18 protein-coding genes and 2 pseudogenes are annotated in these 16,583 nt (G+C 71.8%); 12 read left to right on the plus strand and 8 right to left on the minus strand.

What is annotated here, in order from left to right:
- Positions 1 to 44: 44 nt before the first annotated feature.
- Genes IE258_RS17565 through IE258_RS17585 form a run of 5 tightly spaced genes read right to left on the minus strand, consistent with a single transcriptional unit; the run spans position 45 to position 5,142 of the window.
- Positions 45 to 977, minus strand: a complete 933-nt coding sequence (locus IE258_RS17565) for a VOC family protein (RefSeq protein WP_189744547.1) — start codon at positions 975 to 977, stop codon at positions 45 to 47.
- A 4-nt stretch (positions 978 to 981) separates the two neighbouring features.
- Positions 982 to 2,001, minus strand: a complete 1,020-nt coding sequence (locus IE258_RS17570) for an amidohydrolase family protein (protein ID WP_189744549.1) — start codon at positions 1,999 to 2,001, stop codon at positions 982 to 984.
- Positions 1,998 to 3,128 carry an FAD-dependent oxidoreductase gene (locus IE258_RS17575; RefSeq protein ID WP_189744550.1) on the minus strand — a complete coding sequence of 377 codons (1,131 nt, stop codon included), beginning with the start codon at positions 3,126 to 3,128 and terminating at the stop codon, positions 1,998 to 2,000. Before IE258_RS17575 ends, IE258_RS17570 begins: the two co-directional genes overlap by 4 nt.
- A 23-nt stretch (positions 3,129 to 3,151) precedes the next feature.
- The gene (locus IE258_RS17580; protein ID WP_189744551.1) at positions 3,152 to 4,144 is read right to left on the minus strand and encodes a cyclase family protein; all 993 of its coding nucleotides are present in this window, start codon (positions 4,142 to 4,144) and stop codon (positions 3,152 to 3,154) included.
- Positions 4,141 to 5,142, minus strand: a complete 1,002-nt coding sequence (locus IE258_RS17585) for a fumarylacetoacetate hydrolase family protein (protein ID WP_189744552.1) — start codon at positions 5,140 to 5,142, stop codon at positions 4,141 to 4,143. The genes IE258_RS17580 and IE258_RS17585 overlap by 4 nt, the downstream gene beginning before the upstream one ends.
- Before the next feature lie 127 nt (positions 5,143 to 5,269).
- Here IE258_RS17585 and IE258_RS17590 point away from each other — a divergent pair, with 127 nt between their 5' ends.
- From IE258_RS17590 to IE258_RS17600, 3 genes are all read left to right on the plus strand, one after another.
- Positions 5,270 to 6,187 (plus strand): LysR family transcriptional regulator, encoded by a 918-nt coding sequence (locus IE258_RS17590; protein WP_189744553.1) that lies wholly within the window; start codon positions 5,270 to 5,272, stop codon positions 6,185 to 6,187.
- Positions 6,188 to 6,417: 230 nt separating this feature from the next.
- On the plus strand, positions 6,418 to 6,996 hold the full coding sequence (locus IE258_RS17595) for a TetR/AcrR family transcriptional regulator (RefSeq protein ID WP_189744555.1): 579 nt from the start codon (positions 6,418 to 6,420) through the stop codon (positions 6,994 to 6,996).
- A gap of 45 nt (positions 6,997 to 7,041) precedes the next feature.
- Positions 7,042 to 7,713: an enoyl-CoA hydratase-related protein gene (locus IE258_RS17600; RefSeq protein WP_189744557.1), complete on the plus strand. Its 672-nt coding sequence runs from the start codon at positions 7,042 to 7,044 to the stop codon at positions 7,711 to 7,713.
- A gap of 93 nt (positions 7,714 to 7,806) precedes the next feature.
- Here the strand turns inward: IE258_RS17600 and IE258_RS17605 are convergent, their stop codons facing one another.
- Positions 7,807 to 8,892 carry an MFS transporter gene (locus tag IE258_RS17605; protein WP_189744559.1) on the minus strand — a complete coding sequence of 362 codons (1,086 nt, stop codon included), beginning with the start codon at positions 8,890 to 8,892 and terminating at the stop codon, positions 7,807 to 7,809.
- Positions 8,893 to 8,936: 44 nt separating this feature from the next.
- Between IE258_RS17605 and IE258_RS17610 the strand changes: the two genes are divergently transcribed.
- Positions 8,937 to 9,314: a TetR-like C-terminal domain-containing protein gene (locus IE258_RS17610; protein ID WP_268256329.1), complete on the plus strand. Its 378-nt coding sequence runs from the start codon at positions 8,937 to 8,939 to the stop codon at positions 9,312 to 9,314.
- A gap of 68 nt (positions 9,315 to 9,382) precedes the next feature.
- Here IE258_RS17610 and IE258_RS17615 read toward each other — a convergent pair whose 3' ends face one another.
- Entirely contained in the window at positions 9,383 to 9,958 is a 576-nt protein-coding gene (locus IE258_RS17615; protein ID WP_189744564.1) for a YdeI/OmpD-associated family protein, read from the minus strand.
- A gap of 328 nt (positions 9,959 to 10,286) precedes the next feature.
- Between IE258_RS17615 and IE258_RS17620 the strand changes: the two are divergent.
- The 3 genes and pseudogenes from IE258_RS17620 to IE258_RS41225 all read left to right on the plus strand — a co-directional run.
- A pseudogene (locus tag IE258_RS17620) lies at positions 10,287 to 11,330 on the plus strand (cytochrome P450); the annotation flags it as partial.
- Complete coding sequence (locus IE258_RS41725; RefSeq protein ID WP_268256330.1) at positions 11,264 to 11,656, plus strand: cytochrome P450; 393 nt, start codon at positions 11,264 to 11,266, stop codon at positions 11,654 to 11,656. The pseudogene IE258_RS17620 and the gene IE258_RS41725, both read left to right, overlap by 67 nt.
- 30 nt (positions 11,657 to 11,686) lie before the next feature.
- Positions 11,687 to 11,857, plus strand: a complete 171-nt coding sequence (locus IE258_RS41225; protein WP_229892171.1) for a hypothetical protein — start codon at positions 11,687 to 11,689, stop codon at positions 11,855 to 11,857.
- A gap of 25 nt (positions 11,858 to 11,882) precedes the next feature.
- Here the strand turns inward: IE258_RS41225 and IE258_RS42045 are convergent.
- Positions 11,883 to 12,107: pseudogene (locus IE258_RS42045) on the minus strand (4'-phosphopantetheinyl transferase superfamily protein); the annotation flags it as partial.
- 127 nt (positions 12,108 to 12,234) lie between these two features.
- Between IE258_RS42045 and IE258_RS41730 the strand changes: the two are divergent.
- From IE258_RS41730 to IE258_RS17655, 5 genes are all read left to right on the plus strand, one after another.
- The gene (locus IE258_RS41730; protein ID WP_189744570.1) at positions 12,235 to 12,975 is read left to right on the plus strand and encodes a cytochrome P450; all 741 of its coding nucleotides are present in this window, start codon (positions 12,235 to 12,237) and stop codon (positions 12,973 to 12,975) included.
- 184 nt (positions 12,976 to 13,159) lie between these two features.
- Positions 13,160 to 14,503 carry a bifunctional 3-oxoadipate enol-lactonase/4-carboxymuconolactone decarboxylase PcaDC gene (gene pcaDC / locus IE258_RS17640; protein ID WP_189744573.1) on the plus strand — a complete coding sequence of 448 codons (1,344 nt, stop codon included), beginning with the start codon at positions 13,160 to 13,162 and terminating at the stop codon, positions 14,501 to 14,503.
- 44 nt (positions 14,504 to 14,547) lie between these two features.
- Complete coding sequence (locus IE258_RS17645) at positions 14,548 to 15,183, plus strand: MBL fold metallo-hydrolase (RefSeq protein WP_189744574.1); 636 nt, start codon at positions 14,548 to 14,550, stop codon at positions 15,181 to 15,183.
- Between the two features lie 54 nt (positions 15,184 to 15,237).
- Entirely contained in the window at positions 15,238 to 16,017 is a 780-nt protein-coding gene (locus tag IE258_RS17650) for an exodeoxyribonuclease III (protein WP_189744576.1), read from the plus strand.
- A 104-nt stretch (positions 16,018 to 16,121) separates the two neighbouring features.
- Positions 16,122 to 16,529, plus strand: coding sequence for a DUF6278 family protein (locus IE258_RS17655; RefSeq protein ID WP_127893983.1), 408 nt, complete (start codon positions 16,122 to 16,124; stop codon positions 16,527 to 16,529).
- Positions 16,530 to 16,583 lie beyond the last annotated feature (54 nt).

A 16,583-nucleotide genomic window follows, 5' to 3' on the forward strand; every position in this document is an offset into this window, starting at 1 on the left:
CGTGCAAGGCCGTACCGCCGCGTCCCCGGAGTCGGCGGGGCGGATCAGACCGGCGGGGCGACGAACACACCGCGGTCGGGGTCGTTGAACGACTCCTTGGCGACGAGTTCGTTCATCGGGTTGGCGGTGCCCCACTGGTCGGTGACCTCGGGCTTGGAGAAGTCGTAGACGTGGGGGTGCCAGGTGTCCTCGTCCAGGTTCTCCAGCTCGGTGGTGTACTCGACGGTGTTGCCGTGCGGGTCGAGGAAGTACGTGAAGGTGTTGTCGCCCGCCATGTGCCTGCCCGGGCCCCAGATCTTCTTGAAGCCCGCGCGGATGACGCGCCCGGAGCCGCGCATGTACTCGTCGATGCCGCGCATCTCGAAGGAGATGTGGTGCAGGGCGGTGTGCGGGCCCTTCGCGAGGGCCATGGAGTGGTGCTGGCTGCTGATCCGCATGAAGTGCATGACCTCGCCCATGTGCGGCGAACTGAGCGTGTCGGAGAGGGCGAAGCCGAGGTGGCGCTCGTACCACTCGCGGGTGCGGTTCAGGTCGGGGGAGTTGAGGACGACGTGGGAGAGCTTGACCGGGATGGACTCCTTCTCCTCGATCCTGCGGTGCTGCCTGACCTCGACGTCGGCCAAGACCTCGATGGTGCGGCCGTCGACGTCGAAGAAGCGGAAGCCGTAGCCGCCGCCGGGGGTGTCGGCCCTGCCCGGCTGGGAGACCAACTGCACGCCGCCCGCGAGCAGTCGCTCGGCGAGTGTGTCGACGTCCGCGGCGGACGCGGCGCCGTAGGAGACGAGGTCGAGGCGCTTCTCCTCGGCCTTGCGCAGCCGTACGACGTACTGCTCGGGGGAGCCCTCGGCGGCCAGGAAGGAGATGCCGGAGTCCTCGGCGACCTTGGTCAGGCCCCAGACGCCGGCGTAGAAGTCGAGTTGCTTGTCGTAGTCGGGCACGGCGAGGTCGACGTGCCGCAGGTGGGTGAGCAGGCGCATGATGTCAGTCCTTCCGGAGGAGGGCGGCGGCGTTGCCGCCCCGGACGGCGTGGAAGTCGGCGTCGGACAGGCGTGCTGCGCGCAGGGCGCCGACCGGGTCCTCGGTGCCCATGTCGAAGGGGAAGTCGGAGCCGAGCAGGACGTGGTCCGCCCCGGCGACCCGGACCAGCTCCCGCAGCACGTGCGGGTCGTGGACCAGCGAGTCGAAGTACAGGCGCTTCAGGTAGCTGCTGGGCAGGTGTGCGCAACCGGCGCCCGTGTCGGAACGGGCCGACCATGCGTGGTCGGAGCGGCCGATGTGGGTCGGCAGGTAACCGCCGCCGTGCGCGGCGAGCAGCCTCAGCCCCGGGTGGCGGTCGAGCACCCCCGAGAAGATCAGATGGGACAGCGCGACGGCGTTCTCGGTGGGCTGGCCGACCGTGTTGGACAGGTACCACCGGTCCAGCCGCTCGTCCAGGGTGCAGCCGAAGGGGTGCACGAAGACGATCGCGCCGGTTTCCCCGGCCCGGGTCCAGAAGGGCTCGTAGGCCGGGTCGGACAGCTCCCGGCCGGGGGCGTGACTGGAGATCTCCACCCCGGCCAGCCCCTGCTCCAGGGCGTGGTCCAGGGCCCGGACCGCCTGCTCCGGGTGCTGGAGCGGCACCAGGCCCAGTCCGCGCAGCCGCTCGGGGGCGGCCGAACAGTGCGCGGCCGTCGCCTCGTTGGCGAGCCGGTACAGCTTCTCGGCGGTGTCCTCGTCGGTCCAGTAGTGGTAGTGCGAGGGGGAGGGGCTGACCAGCTGCACGTCCACGCCCTGGGCGTCCATCGCGGCCAGGCGCACGCCGGCGTCGGTCAGCCGCGGGATGCGCTCGCCGACCATGGGGCCGCTGACGGCGAGGGCGGCGGGGCCGTTGCGACGGGCGTCCAGTGCCTTGGCCTCGGTGTACCCGGGCCGGTCGGAGACCAGGGCCTCGATCTCGGGGAGCAGGACGTGCGCGTGCACGTCGACGGTAGGGGCGGCCGTGCCCGGCTTCTGCGCGGTCACGGCAGCTCCCGGAGCATGGTCATGGTGCGGCCCATCAGGCCGGGCACGTCCGCGTCGCGCACCCCGTCGAGTTGCCACTGCCCGATCTGTACGGACGCCTCCACGACCGGGCGGACGCGGGCGATCCGCCGCTCGTGGTACGCCTGGAACAGGTCGTCGTCCCACTCGTCGGACCCGGTCAGCATCTGCGCGAGCACCCAGGCGTCTTCCAGGGACAGCGCGGCGCCCTGGGCGAGGGTGGGCGGGCAGCAGTGGGCGGCGTCGCCGACGAGGACGACCCGGCCGCGGTGCCAGGAGCCCTCGACCAGCAGCCGGTCGAACCAGGTGTAGTTGACCTTCGCCGGGTCGGTGATGTGCTCGGTGATCTCCGGCCAGTGGCCGCCGTAGGAGGAGGCCAGGCGCCGCATCTCCTCGGCGTACGACTCCGGCGGGATCGACGCGCGGTCACGGTTGGCCTCTACGACGTACGCGTACAGGGTGGTCTCGCTGGTGGGGCAGTAGCCGGCGATGTAGGCCGGGCCGCCGTAGGCGAGGTCGGTACGGACGACGCCCGCCGGACGCGGGGCGGCGATGCGCCAGATGGCCATGCCGGTCGGTTCCGGCTGGTCCGTGATGCCGATCGCGGCGCGGGTGCGGGAGCCGAGGCCGTCGGCGGCGACCACGAGATCGTAGCGGTGCTCGGAGCCGTCGGAGAGGCGCACGGAGACACCGTCGGTGTCCTGGTCCAGGATCTCGGCGGTGGTGCCGAGGCGGACGGTGGCGCCGCCGGCGCGCACGGCGTCGATGAGGATCTGCTGGAGCCGGGGGCGCTGCATGCCGACGGTGGCGGGCAGGTCCTCGCCGCCGGTGCGCAGGTCGTCCTGGGCGTGCAGGACGGTGCCGTCGGGGGCGGTGATGCCGACGGAGCCGAAGCCGAAGCCGGATGCCTCCACCTGCTCCCAGACGCCGAGTTCGCGCAGGACGCGCAGGGCGTTGCCCTGGAGGGTGATGCCGGAGCCGGCGGTGGCGTTCCAGTCGTCCTTGGCCTCGACCAGGTCCACGGTGAGGCCGGCGCGGCGCAGCAGGATCGTGACGGCACTGCCGGCCGCACCCCCGCCGATCACCAGGACTTTACGGGCTTCGCTCATGGGGAACTCCCTTGTTCCGCCGGTCACTTGACGGCGATCGGGTTGACGGGTGAGCCGACGGCCCCGGTGATGGGCAGGGGCGCGGCGGTGAGCCAGAACGCGTACTCCCCGTCGGCCGCGCAGTCCCCGGCCAGGGCGTCCAGGTCCCACATCTCGCCGATCAGCAGGCCGATGTGCGGGATGGCGACCTGGTGCAGCGGCTGGAAGGCGTGGTCGAACTCGTTCGGGCGGACCTCGAAGCCCCAGGTGTCGGTGGCGATCGCGGCGATCTCGCTGCCGTGCAGCCAGCCCGCCGTGGTGAACGACAGCCCGGGCGCGGGCCCGCCGGCGTAGTCGCCCCAGCCTCCCCCACTGCCTTCGGCGTGGGGGGACCCGCATCGGCGTACCCGGGACAGCTGGCCGGTGCGGACGAGGACGATGTCGCCGCGCCCCACCCGCACACCGTGCGCCTCGGCCGTCGCGGCCAGGTGCTCCTCGGTGATCGCGAAGCCGTCCGGCAGTTCCCCGTCCTCGCCGACGACCCGGCCGACGTCCAGGAGCACCCCGCGTCCGGCGACGTGCGGGGCCATGTGCTCGATGCCGGTGACCAGGTCACCGTCGGAGGTGACGACCTGCTCGGCGGGGCGTCCGTTCCACGCCTTGCCGTGGTCGAAGATGTGGCCGAGCCCGTCCCACTGGGTGGAGCACTGCAGCGGCATCGCTATGACGTCGTCGGCGCCGCCGATGCCGTGCGGGAAGCCCTGGTTGCCGAGGGCGGCGTCGGTGCCGGTGTCGAGCATGGTGTGCACCGGGTTGGTGCGCCGCCGCCAGCCCTTCTGCGGGCCGTTCATGTCGAAGCGCTGCGAGAGGGAGAAGCTGACGCCCCGCCGGACCAGGGCGGCACCCTCGCGGCGCTTGGTCTCGTCGAGGAAGTTGAGCGTGCCGAGCACGTCGTCCTCGCCCCAGCGATTCCAGTTGGAGCACGCCTCGGCGGTCCGGGCGATCGAGCCCGCGGGGTCGGTGCGGTCCGGCGTCATCGGGTCACCTCCGCCACGCACCGGGTGCGCTGGGCGCCGAGCCCGGTGATGGCGGCGTCCATGACGTCGCCGTCGCGCAGCAGCCGGCCCCAGTGCATGCCGTTGCCGGCCGGGGAGCCGGTGAGCACCAGGTCGCCGGGGAGCAGCCGGGCGGTCTGCGAGGCGTAGGAGACCATCCGGGCCACGTCGAAGATCATGTCCTTGGTCGACTCGTCCTGCATGGTCTCGCCGTTGAGCTTCAGCGTCAGACGCAGGTCGCCCGTGTCCCCGACCGAGGCGGCGGGCACGATCCAGGGTCCGAGCGGCGTGAAGCCCGGGGCGTTCTTGCTGCGCAGCCAGTCGGTGCCGATCTGCGGCATGTCCCGGCGGAAGACGGTGGCCCGGTCGGTCAGGTCGTTGGCGATCGTGTAGCCCGCGACGTGGTCCAGGGCTTCCTCGACGGACACCTGGTGGGCCGGGCGGCCGATCACCGCGGCCAGTTCCAGTTCCCAGTCGGGCTTCTCGGCCCACGCGGGCAGCGCGACGTCGTCGTACGGGCCGGTGATCGCGCTCGGCAGGCCGATGAACACGTACGGCAGGTCCTCGGCCGCCCGCCGGTCCATGATCTCCGCGGCCTCCGCGCGCCGCTGAGCCTCCGGCCGCTCGTCACCCGGCGCGCGGTGCGCGACGTGCAGGTCGATGACGTGCTGCCGGTAGTTGGCGCCGGACTGGAACACCTGGCGCGGCTCGACCGGTGCATGCACCCGGAAGTCCGCCAATGCCCCACGTACGGGGCCGGCGGCGTCGGCCAGTGCGGTCAGCTGCGGCAGCACCGCGTCCCAACTCTCCAGGACTCCCCGCATGGTCAGGGCGGCGTCGCTCAGGGCGGTCCGCAGGTCGATCACCTGGGAGTCGGGAGTGACGAGGGCGGGGAAGGCGGGGCCCTCGGGAGCGGAAAGGGTGGCGAGGGCGAAGGGTCCGGCGAAGAGGGCGGACGCGGCTTCAGGTTTCACGGACATGTCCTCCTGATTGCGATGGCACTAATCTGGACTCGCCACCCGTGATCAGGGAAATAGATTCTGTGGATGACAGTCATCCATGTGCCAAATTTCCGCAGGTCATCGCCGAACAACGAGAAATGTCGCAGTGAATCTCAGTCGCCTGGACCTCAACCTCGTCGTCGCCCTGCGCGCTCTCCTCGAAGAGCGCAACGTCACCCGCGCCGGACAGCGCGTCGGCCTCAGCCAGCCGGCGATGAGCGCGGCGCTCTCCCGGCTGCGCCGGCACTTCGACGACGACCTGCTGGCCCGGGTCGGCGGCCACTACGAACTCACCGCCCTCGGACAGGTCCTCCTCGACCGCGCGTCCACCGCCTACGACCTGCTGGAACGTCTCTTCGCCAGTCAGGCGGACTTCGACCCGGCCAAGGAGAGCCGTGAGTTCAAGCTCGTGGCGTCCGACTACGCGGTCGCCGTCTTCGGCACCGAACTCGCCCGGGTGGTGCACCAGCAGGCCCCCGGCATCCGGCTGCGCTTCGCCCAGACCCCGACCTCCGTGGTGGACGCCACGGACACCCTGCTGAGCACCACCGACGGCCTGCTCATGCCGCACGGCGTCATCAGCGACTTCCCCGCCACCGACCTCTACCAGGACCGGTGGGTCTTCCTCGTCGCCGAGGACCACCCGAGCGTCGACGACCGGCTGACCCGGGAAGACCTGGCCCGGCTGCCCTGGGTCACCTACCAGCGCACCTACGACGCCCCGGCCGTCCGGCAGCTCGGCATGCTGGGCATCGAGCCCCGCGTCGAGGTCTCCGTCGACAGCTTCCAGATCATGCCGTTGCTGGTCAGCGGAACCCGGCGCATCGCCCTCGTCCAGGCCCGCCTCGCCCGGCTCCTCGCCCCACTCGCCGCCGTGCGCGTGGTGGAGCCGCCCTACGAGGCGGTGCCGCTGAGCGAGGCGCTGTGGTGGCACCCGGTGCACACCCACGACGCGGCCCACATCTGGCTGCGGGAGACGGCCGCCCGGGTCGGCAGACGGATGGCCGACGAGCCGGGGGGATGAGCGAGGCCCCGCACGTGAACGGAGGAATGGAGCGTCGACCGGCGTACGACCGGTTCGGGTCGCAGCACGTTGGCTGCGGTGACGCTGCGGTGACTGCTGCAACTCCTCTTGCATGTTCTATGGCAGACACCTTAAGTTACCGGCAGGTAGCCCATCCGTTCGCGGAGGCCGCGTCGTCGTCGGGAGGTGCTGGGCGGGTGAGTCCGCGCAGGAGTGAAAGCCGTGATCGGATGATCCTCAGCGCCGCCGCGCTGCTGCGTGAGTACGGGGCGAGCGCGACCAGCATCGACCGGGTCCTCGCCCACAGCGGGGCCCCTCGGGGCTCGGTGTATCACCACTTCCCCGGCGGGCGTGCGCAGCTCATCGACGAGGCGGTGGCGTTGGCGGGGGACTTCATCGCGGGCCTGATCGATGCCGCCGTGCAGGCGGACGATCCGGTGGAAGCCGTCGACGCGTTCTTCGTGCTGTGGCGCGACCGGCTCGTGGAGAGCGGGTTCAGGGCCGGCTGCCCGATCGTGGCGGTGGCCGTCGAGACCAACGACGACGCACCCCAACTCGCCCGCTCCGCCGCCGTCGTCTTCGCTCGCTGGCAGGAAGCCCTCGCAGAACTCCTCGTCCGGCACGGCCTGACCGAGGAGCGCAGTCGCCGGCTCGGCGCCTTCATCGTCGCCGCCGTCGAAGGCGCGGTGATCATGTGCCGGGCCGAGCAGAGCACCGCCCCGATCGAGGCAGCCGCCGCCGAGATCCACGACCTGATCCTCCACGCCCTGCGCGACCGCCCCGGCGCCGGAGTCCGGCCCGAGGCGTAGCTCGCAGTCCTTGACCCACGTCAGACAAGTAACGAAGGAGCAGCCATGCCCTCACTCGACCGTCAGGACAACGTCTTCGTCCTCGACCTGGGGGACGGGGAGAACCGCTTCCACCCCGACTGGGTCACCGCCGTCGGCGCGGCGCTCGACGAGGTGGAGAAGGCGGAGGGGCCCCGCGCCCTGGTCACCGCCGCCACCGGGAAGTTCTACTCCAACGGGCTCGACCTGGAGTGGCTGTTCGCCAACGCCGACCAGCACCAGGACTACGTCGTCTCCGTCCACGACCTGTTCGCGCGGATGCTGTCGCTGCCGGTCGTCACGGTCGCCGCGCTGCAGGGGCACACCTTCGCCGCCGGCGCGATGTTCTCCCTCGCCCACGACTTCCGCGTCATGCGGGCCGACCGCGGCTACTGGTGCCTGCCCGAAGCGGACATCAACATCCCCTTCACCCCCGGCATGGCCGCCCTCGTCCAGTCCCGGCTGGCGCCGCAGACCGCGCACGAGGCCATGCTCACCGCTCACCGCTACGGCGGCACCGACGCCGCGGCCGCCGGCATCGTCGACCGGGCCGTCGCCGAAGGCGCCGTGCGCTCCACCGCGATCGAGATCGCCCAAGCACAGGTGAACAAGGCCGGCGACACCCTGGGCACCATCAAGGCCCGCATGTACGCCCCGGCCCTGGCCACCCTGCGCGACACCACCAACCCGCTCGGCTGAGCCGGCACCTCACCGACCGCACCACCCCGCCCCCGGGCTCACCCGGGGCGCGGGCCGCTCCAACTGCCTACCGGACCACGTCGCCACCGCCGGCTACACCTGCCACAAGGCCCTGCGCCTGGACCACTGCCCCGGGGCCGGCCACGGGACGACACACAGCGGAAGGGGCGGGTCCACAGACCCGCCCCGCCCCGCCGTCTTCCCGGCGGCGACTATTCCAGCTTCTCGGCCGACGGAGCCGACGCCGAGCCGTCCGCCGTGAGCCCGGGCTCCGCTTCGGCGCCGGCGTCCGCGCCGGGCATCATCCCCGCCGCGGCGTCCTCCGCGACGGGCCGGACGAGGAGGACCACACAGGCCAGCGCGACGATCGTGATCGCCGCCGCGACCAGGAACCCGGCCGAGGCGCCCTTGGCCAGGACGTGCGCGGCGCCGCCCGTGGCGTCGCTCGTCGCGGCGCCGTAGACGGTGATGATGACCGCCAGGCTCAGCGAGCCGCCCATCTGCTGCGTGGCGTTGAGCAGACCCGCCGGAGACGATGATGATCGAGACGCTGAGCGGCAGGAAGGCCAGGCCGGTCTTGAGCGGGCTGTAGGCCAGCACATTCTGGAAGAAGAGCGTGAGGAAGAAGAGCGTGAGGAAGAAGAACATCCCGATCAGGGAGCCCATCATCGCCACTCCGAGGGCGTAGATGCCCGAGCGGTTGCGGCTGGCGAACAGGCGCAACGGGATGATCGGCTGCGAGGTGCGGCTCTCGATCAGGACGAACGCCGCCAGGAGGACCACGGCCCCGACGAAGGAGCCGATCGTGGTGGCCTCCCGCCAGCCGCTCTCGGAGGCGTGGATGAAGCCGTACACGAGCAGGGCCACACCACCGGTGGAGGTGATCGCGCCGCCGCAGTCGAACCGGCCCTCGCTGCGCGGCGACTTGCCGATGAACAGCGGCGCGGCCAGGCACAGCGCGACACCGCTGGGCACGTTGACCAGCAGGACCCAGCGCCAGGAGACCCACTCGGTGAGCAACCCGCCCGCCACCAGGCCGATCGCGCCGCCCGCGCCCGACACACCGGCGAACACCGCGAAGGCCCGGTTGCGCTCCCGCTCGGTCGGGAAACCGGTGGCGATCAGGGACAGCACCGTGGGGACGACGATGGCGGCGCCGGCGCCCTGGACGACGCGCATGCCCAGCAGCGGCCGAACTCGTCGTCGACACCCTCGACTACGCCCTGCCCGCCCCCGAGGACGCACCCGACACGGGCAGCGTCCGCGACGACCTGGTCGAGCACATGCGGCAGAAGGCGGAGGTCCTCAACTCCTCCGTCGGCCGCGCGGTGCAGAGTCTGCTGGCCGAGATCGACCGGGACCGACCGCTGGTCCCCGTGGTGCAGGAGCGCGTCTTCCAGCCCCGGGAGAACGTCTTCCAACTGATCCTGGAGCGTGGGGTGGAGCGCGGCGAGGTCCGCTCCGGCCGGCTCAGCCCGCTGGTCGCCGAACTGGGGCCCGCCATGCTGGTGCAGCGCTTCCTGAGCGACTCGGCCCCGGTTCCCGACGACTACCTGGTGTCCGTGGTGGACGAGCTGATCATGCCCATCGTCCGCCGGTAGCCGCCAGGACCGCGGGCATCGCGCCTACGTGCACGAGCCTTCTTCGCTTCCGGGTGCCGGTCGTGCGGTCACCCGTGGATCTTCTCGTGGTTGGCCAGCATGCCGACGTACTTCTCGATGCGCCGGGCCCTGGTCTCGGGCTTCTTGGCGTCCTGCACCCGGTAGAGGATGGAGTAGCGGTTCTGGCTGTCGAGGGTCTCGAAGAACTCGGCGGCGGCCGGATTGGCCTTGAGCGCCTGCGCCAGGTCGTCCGGGACGGTGGCGGACTTGGAGCCCGCGTAGGCCGCCTCCCAGCGCCCGTCCGCCTTTGCCCGCTCGACCTCGGCGATGCCCGGCGGTTGCATCCGTCCCTGCTCGGTGAGGGCGGCGACCTTCTCCCGGTTGACCTTGGACCACCGGCTGCGGGCCGACCGCGGCGTGAACCTCTGGAGCCAGTGGACCTCGTCGAACTTGCCCTTCTGGCCGTCGATCCACCCGTAACACAGTGCGACGTCCAGGGCCTCGGCGTACGTCAGGGCGCCTTGCCCCGCGGCGTTCTTCTTGAGCTTCAGCCAGAACCCGCCGGACGCGGCATGATTGCGGGAGAGCCATTCCTGCAGCTCCGCCGCCGAAGCGAATTCGATGGTCTCGTCGTCTCGGGCCATGGTGTCAGTCAAGCACGAGACGGCCACCGGGGGCGGTCGACTCCTGAGTGCCGCCCGGGCGGGCCGGCCTCGACCTGCACCGGGCGGGTGAACGTGCCACGACTGCGCTGACCGGCCTTTACGGAGCCGCCTCCGACGGTCCGAACCCCGCCCGTCCCGGCCGGGCCCGCGCGCGACCGCCGCATTCCGCTGCCACTGCTCAATTCTGAACGCCGGGCGGCCACCGGCCCGGGCCAACTTCGAACCGCGCGCGGGCGCCCGGCAGTTGAGGCGCGGCGTCGGGTGAGCACTTCCTGTTCCAGTGGAAGAAGACGACGGGAGCTAGCTGATGTCGGGTCGTACGGATCAGGGTGTCGGTTCTGTGCCAGTCGCATCCGGCGGCTTCCCGCTGGCCGGGCACAGACCGGCTGTGGCGGTCCAGAGGCTGGCCTTCTTCGAGCGGGTCCGTTCCGAGGGGCCCGTGCTGCGGCTGCGCATGGGCCGCACTCCCACCTTCCTCGTCAACGACCACCTCATGGTCCGCGAGATACTCGGCGACAGCGGTGACACCTTCGCCCGGGGGCAGTTCTTCAGCAAGGTGCGCCCGCTGGTCGGCAACGGGCTCGGCAGCTCCGACGGCGCCTTCCACCTGCGCCAGCGCCGGATGGTCCAGCCTGCGTTCAGCCACGAGCACCCCGGGTACGACGTCGACGCCCTGCTGGGCGGCATCAAGACGCGGGTCGAATCCTGGCGGCCCGGTGCCGTCGTGGACATGGCCCGGGAGATGGACGCCCTGGCCAACGAGCTGATCAACACCGCGCTGTTCTCCTCGGACAAGGTGACCGGCGATGCCGACACCATCCGGGACACCATCGCCGACTTCATCGCCGGTGTCGGCGTCCGCAGCGTGGTCCCCAGCGACCTGGTGGACAAGCTGCCCACCCCGGCCAACCGGCGCTTCATCCGGGCGCGGGACCGGCTCGAAGAGGCACTGGCCTCGAGCATCAACCGGTACCGGACCGACCCTCAGGACCACAAGGACATCCTGTCCAGCACGGTCGCCGCCCGAGACGCGGACGGCCGGCCCATGAGCCCGGGCGAACTGCGCGACGAGGTGCTGTCCATGCTGATCGCCGGCGGTGACAGCTCCGGACACGCTCTGGGGTGGGCCTTCCACGAAATCTCCCAACACCCCACGGCGGCCCGGCGACTGCGCGAGGAGTTCGCCGAGGTGCTGGAAGGGCGGGACCCCACGATGCGCGACCTGAGCCGCCTGGTGTACACCCGCCAGGTCATCAACGAGACCCTGCGGCTGCGCAGTCCGGGCTGGATGGACATGCGGCGCACCACCCGGCCCGTGAAGGTCGACGGCTTCGCGTTCCCCGCCGAGGCCGAACTGCTGACCCAGCCTCACCGCCCTGCACCGGCGACCCGGCCGTCTACCCCGACCCCCGTACCTTCAACCCCGACCGGTGGGCACCGGGGCACCCCCAGCAGCCCCGCCGCGAGATGTTCATGCCCTTCGGCGCGGGCACCCGTCTGTGCGCCGGGGAATCGATGGCCAACCTGACGATGGCCTTCGCCCTGGCCACCGTGCTGCCACGTTTCGAACTCCGGCCGGTGCCCGGCAGCCGTCCGGTGCGGGAGGTGTGCAAGGGCATCATGGGGGCCAGCGCACTCCCGATGACCGTGCACCCGATCCCGGCCGTCAAGGCATAACACGTACCCGGCGAGGAAGACCCGGTTGGCGTGCTACGTGGCCAAGGTCTGACAGGAGCCGGCAAGGGCGTCGCCGTGGTGGACCACCACCAGATCGGCGGCGCCCGCGCCGCGGCGCAGGGCGAGCGCTGCGACGTGGCCCGGTCCCGGCCGCCACTGCTGGAACTGCCACTGGCCCGTGGTGTCGGCGGCGCATCGTGATGGTCCCGGTGCCGGACAGCGCGCCGAAGTCGCAGCGGCTGAACGGGTGGGCGAGGCCCAGGCCGAGGGCCTTGGTGGAGGCATCCTTCAGGGTCCAGTACCGCAGGAGGGCGTCGGGCTGTCCGCCGACGGGCAGCGCTTCGAGCGCGGCGGCCTCTGCGGGGGCGAGCACACCGGGCAGCCGACGGGTGCGGTGCGCGGCAGCGGTCTCCTCTACGTCGATGCCGCAGTCGGTCCCGTGGGTCACCACGCAGACGGCCGCGCCGGCGGTGTGGGAGAGGTTGAACCTCAGCCCGGTCTCCGCCGCGCGGCCCGCGCGTTCCGGAGGGCCGTGCCAGGTGGTGCGGAGTTCCCATCCCAGCGGGGGGGAGTTCGGGATGCCGGCCGGTCAGCGCGGTGCGCAGCAGGGCATGCCCCACCGCGTACTGGGCGCGGTCCCGGGCGAAGCGGAACCGGGTCAGCCGCTCGTGCTCGGCGGGCGCGAGCAGCGCGAGGCCCGCCCGGACCGCGGCGTCGCGGTCCGAGGCGGGCACGCGCGGTCCACACATGGGCCTCGCGCGTGCCCGGCCGGAGCCCTCGCTCTGCCGCTGGACCGGACCGAGACGATCGCCACCGCGCTGCTGCTGTTCGGCGCGGGCAACACGCCCACCGCCAACCTCATCGGCAACGGACTCGACGCGCTGTTCCGCTTCCCCGAGTCGCGACGGCGCCTGACCGAGGACCCCGGGCTGCTGCCCGCTGCGGTCGACGAGATGCTGCGCTTCGACTCGCCGTCCCAGTTCGACGTGTTCACCGTGCTGGAGCCGCACAGCTTCGCGGGCACCGACCTCAAGCCCGGCCAGGGCGTGATGATGATGCTCGGCGTCGCCAACCACGACCCGGAGCGTTTCGACGACCCGGACGCCTTCGACGTCGCACGCAAGGAGAACGGCCACCTCTCCTTCGCGGCCGGCATCCACCACTGCCTGGGCGCGCACCTGGCCCGGCTCCAGGCCGAGGTGGTGTTCGGCCGGCTGCTGGCCCGCTTCCCGAAGGTGGAGCCCGCCGCCCAGGCGGTACGCCACCCGGGCCTGGGCAACCGCGGCTTCGACAGCATCCCGGTCAACCTGGCGGCCTGACCGGGGGCGACCGGACGGCGGGCCGGCGGCTGTACGACAGGTGCGAGATCGCTCACAGAGGACCGGGGAGGGCGTCGAATCTGCGGAGTCCCCAGACCGGCGACGCGGGCACCGACTGCACGGTACTGGTGACGTACATACCGGGCGGTCGTAAGAGATTGTGAGAGATGAGAGGGTGTGAGCCATGAGTGAGCCCACCTCTGAAACCCTCCAATACCGCGTTGACGGGCAGGAACACCTTCCCGTGCTGATCTTGGGACCCTCACTTGGTACGACATGGCACATGTGGGACCGGCAGGTGCCCGAGCTGGCTCAGCAGTGGCGGGTCTTCCGTTTCGACCTGCCCGGGCACGGCGGCGCCCCGGCGCACCCGGCGGGATCCGTCGCCGAGCTCACCACGCGTCTGCTGGCCACCCTCGACGGGCTGGGCGTGCAGCGCTTCGGGTACGCCGGCTGCGCGTTCGGCGGCGCCGTCGGTATCGAGCTGGCGCTGCGCCACCCCGAGCGCCTCGCCTCCCTCGCCCTGATCGCCGCCTCGCCCCGGTTCGGCACCGCCGACGAGTTCCGCCAGCGCGGCGTGATCGTGCGCACCAACGGGCTCGACCCCATCGCCCGCAGCTCCCCGGAGCGCTGGTTCACCGGCGGGTACGCGGCCGCCCAGCCCGCGATCACCGAGTGGGCCGTGCAGATGGTCAGGACCACCGACCCCGGCTGCTACATCTCCGCCTGCGAGGCGCTCGCCGCGTTCGACGTGCGCGGCGAACTCGGCCGGGTCGGCGTACCCACCCTGGTCCTCGTCGGCTCCGACGACCAGGTCACCGGCCCCGCCGAGGCCCGCACCCTGGTCGCCGGCATTCCCGACGCCCGCCTCGCGGTCGTTCCGGGCGCCTCCCACCTGGTCCCGGTCGAGCAGCCCGCGGCCGTCACCGATCTGCTGGTGCGGCACTTCACCACCGCCTGGCAGGCCGCCCCCGACGCCACCTCCACCGGCCAGATCCCCGTCCCGGTCCACCCCGCCGCACACCCGGTCCCGGTCGCCGGGTCCGTCGCCGCGCCCGTCCAGCCGGGGCCGGCCCAGCCCCCGCAGAGCGCGCCCATCGCCGAGATCGCCCCGGCCCCCGCCGTGCCGCCGCAGGCACAGGGGCGGCCCGATCCGTACGACGCCGGGCTGAAGGTGCGCCGGGAGGTCCTCGGCGACGGGCACGTCGACCAGGCGCTCGCGCAGGCGGACGAGTTCTCCGGGGACTTCCAGGAGTTCCTCACCCGGTACGCGTGGGGGGAGATCTGGGACCGGCCGGGCCTCGACCGGCGCTCGCGCAGCTGTGTCACCCTCACCGCCCTCGTCGCCGGCGGCCACCTGGACGAGCTGGCGCCCCACCTCAGGGCCGCCCTGCGCAACGGCCTCACCCCGGGCGAGATCAAGGAAGTACTGCTCCAGGCGGCCGTCTACTGCGGCGTACCGGCCGCGAACGGCGCCTTCCGGGTGGCCCAGCAGGTCATCCGGGAGGAGACGACACCGCCCGAGTGAGTCCCGGCGGGCCGGGAGCGGGGCCCCGGCGGCAGGATGGAGGCATGAAGCTCACCAAGAAGTCGCACGCCTGCGTCCGCCTCGAAAAGGACGGGCAGACCCTCGTCCTGGACCCCGGCGGATTCAGCGAGGAGGACGCCGCCCTCGGCGCGGACGCGATCCTCGTCACCCACGAGCACCCGGACCACTTCGACGAGCTGCGGCTGCGCGCCGCGATGGAGGACAACCCGGCCGCGGCGATCTGGACGCTGAAGTCGGTCGCCGAGAAGATCTCGGCGGCGTTCCCGGGGCGCGTCCACACCGTCGGCCACGGTGACACCTTCACCGCCGCCGGTTTCGACGTACAGGTCCACGGGGAGCTGCACGCGGTGATCCACCCGGACATCCCGCGCGTCACCAACGTCGGCTTCCTTGTGGACGGCGGCAAGGTCTTCCACCCCGGCGACGCCCTCACCGTCCCCGACCACCCGGTCGAGACGCTGATGCTGCCGGTCATGGCCCCGTGGAACAAGATCGCCGAGGTGATCGAGTACGTGCGGGAGGTCGGTCCGCAGCGGGCCTACGACATTCACGACGCGCTCCTCACCGACCTCGCCCGCCCGATCTACGACCGTCAGATCGGCGAGCTGGGCGGCTCCGAGCACCTGCGGCTGACCCCCGGCGACTCGGCGCGGCTCTGAGGCCCCGCCCGGGGCGGGACCGCGTTGTCAGTGCCGCCCGGTAGGTTGTGGAGCATGCGCATCGCGACCTGGAACGTGAACTCGATCACCGCCCGCCTGCCGAGGCTCCTCGCCTGGCTGGAGAGCAGCGGCACCGACGTGCTGTGCCTCCAGGAGGCCAAGGTCGCCGAGGCGCAGTTCCCCTTCGACGAGCTGCGCGAGGCGGGCTACGAGGCGGCGGTCCACGCCACCGGCCGGTGGAACGGGGTGGCGGTGCTCTCCCGCGTGGGCCTGGAGGACGTCGTCAAGGGCCTGCCCGGCGATCCGGGCTACGAGGGCGTCCAGGAGCCCCGCGCGATCTCCGCCACCTGCGGACCGGCCCGCGTCTGGTCGGTGTACGTGCCCAACGGCCGCGAGGTGGACCATCCGCACTACGCCTACAAGCTCCAGTGGTTCGAGGCACTGCGCGCCGCCGTCGAGGGTGACGCCGCAGGCAGCCGCCCCTTCGCCGTGATGGGGGACTACAACGTCGCGCCGGCCGACGACGACGTCTACGACCGGTCGGCCTTCGAGGGCGCCACCCACGTCACCCCGGCCGAGCGCGCCGCCCTCGCCTCGCTGCGCGGCGCCGGTCTGTCCGACGTGGTCCCGCGTCCCCTCAAGTACGACCACCCCTTCACGTACTGGGACTACCGCCAGCTCTGCTTCCCCAAGAACCGCGGCATGCGTATCGACCTGGTGTACGGCAACGAGCCCTTCGCCAAGGCCGTCACCGACTCCTACGTCGACCGCGAGGAGCGCAAGGGCAAGGGCGCCTCGGACCACGCGCCGGTCGTGGTGGACCTGGACCTCTAGTCACGCAGTCACGCGCACGGGACCGGGGCCCGTGGGCTACCCACCGCGCACGCCCTCCGCGTGCCCTGTGGTGCACATGGCGGTACGAATGACAGTCTGGAGGTATGAACTTCCCCTTCCTGGGCAAGCGGCGCGAAGATCCCCGGGCGCACGACGCGGAGGGCATCGGCGAGCTGCTCGCCGACTGCGATCTGCTGCGCTCCCAGGCGCTGCGGGAGGGGGTGGGGCTCGACGACTCCGCGCTCTCGCTGGAGCAGCTGGACCAGGTGCTGCCGCGGTGGCGCAGCGACGAGGAGATCCTGACCTGGCTCGGGAACGACGCCGGTCTGTACCTCGGCACCGTGATCGTGCGCACCGTGCCCGGTGCCGCCTGGGCCATCCGGTCCGACGGGCAGCCGGTCGTGCGGCTCGCCTCCGGCCGCGAGTTCGACGTGGTGGCGAGCGGCCACGCATGGGCGGAGGACGGCGTTCCCGAGCTCTCGCAGCTGTACGGCGAGGTCGCCGAAGCGTGAAGCCCTGGCCCCGCTTCCGGTGTAAATAGGGGTAATGATCGAAAGGTGCGTGTC

The sequence above is a fragment of the Streptomyces tendae genome (assembly GCF_014650435.1).
GTDB classification, from domain to species: domain Bacteria; phylum Actinomycetota; class Actinomycetes; order Streptomycetales; family Streptomycetaceae; genus Streptomyces; species Streptomyces tendae.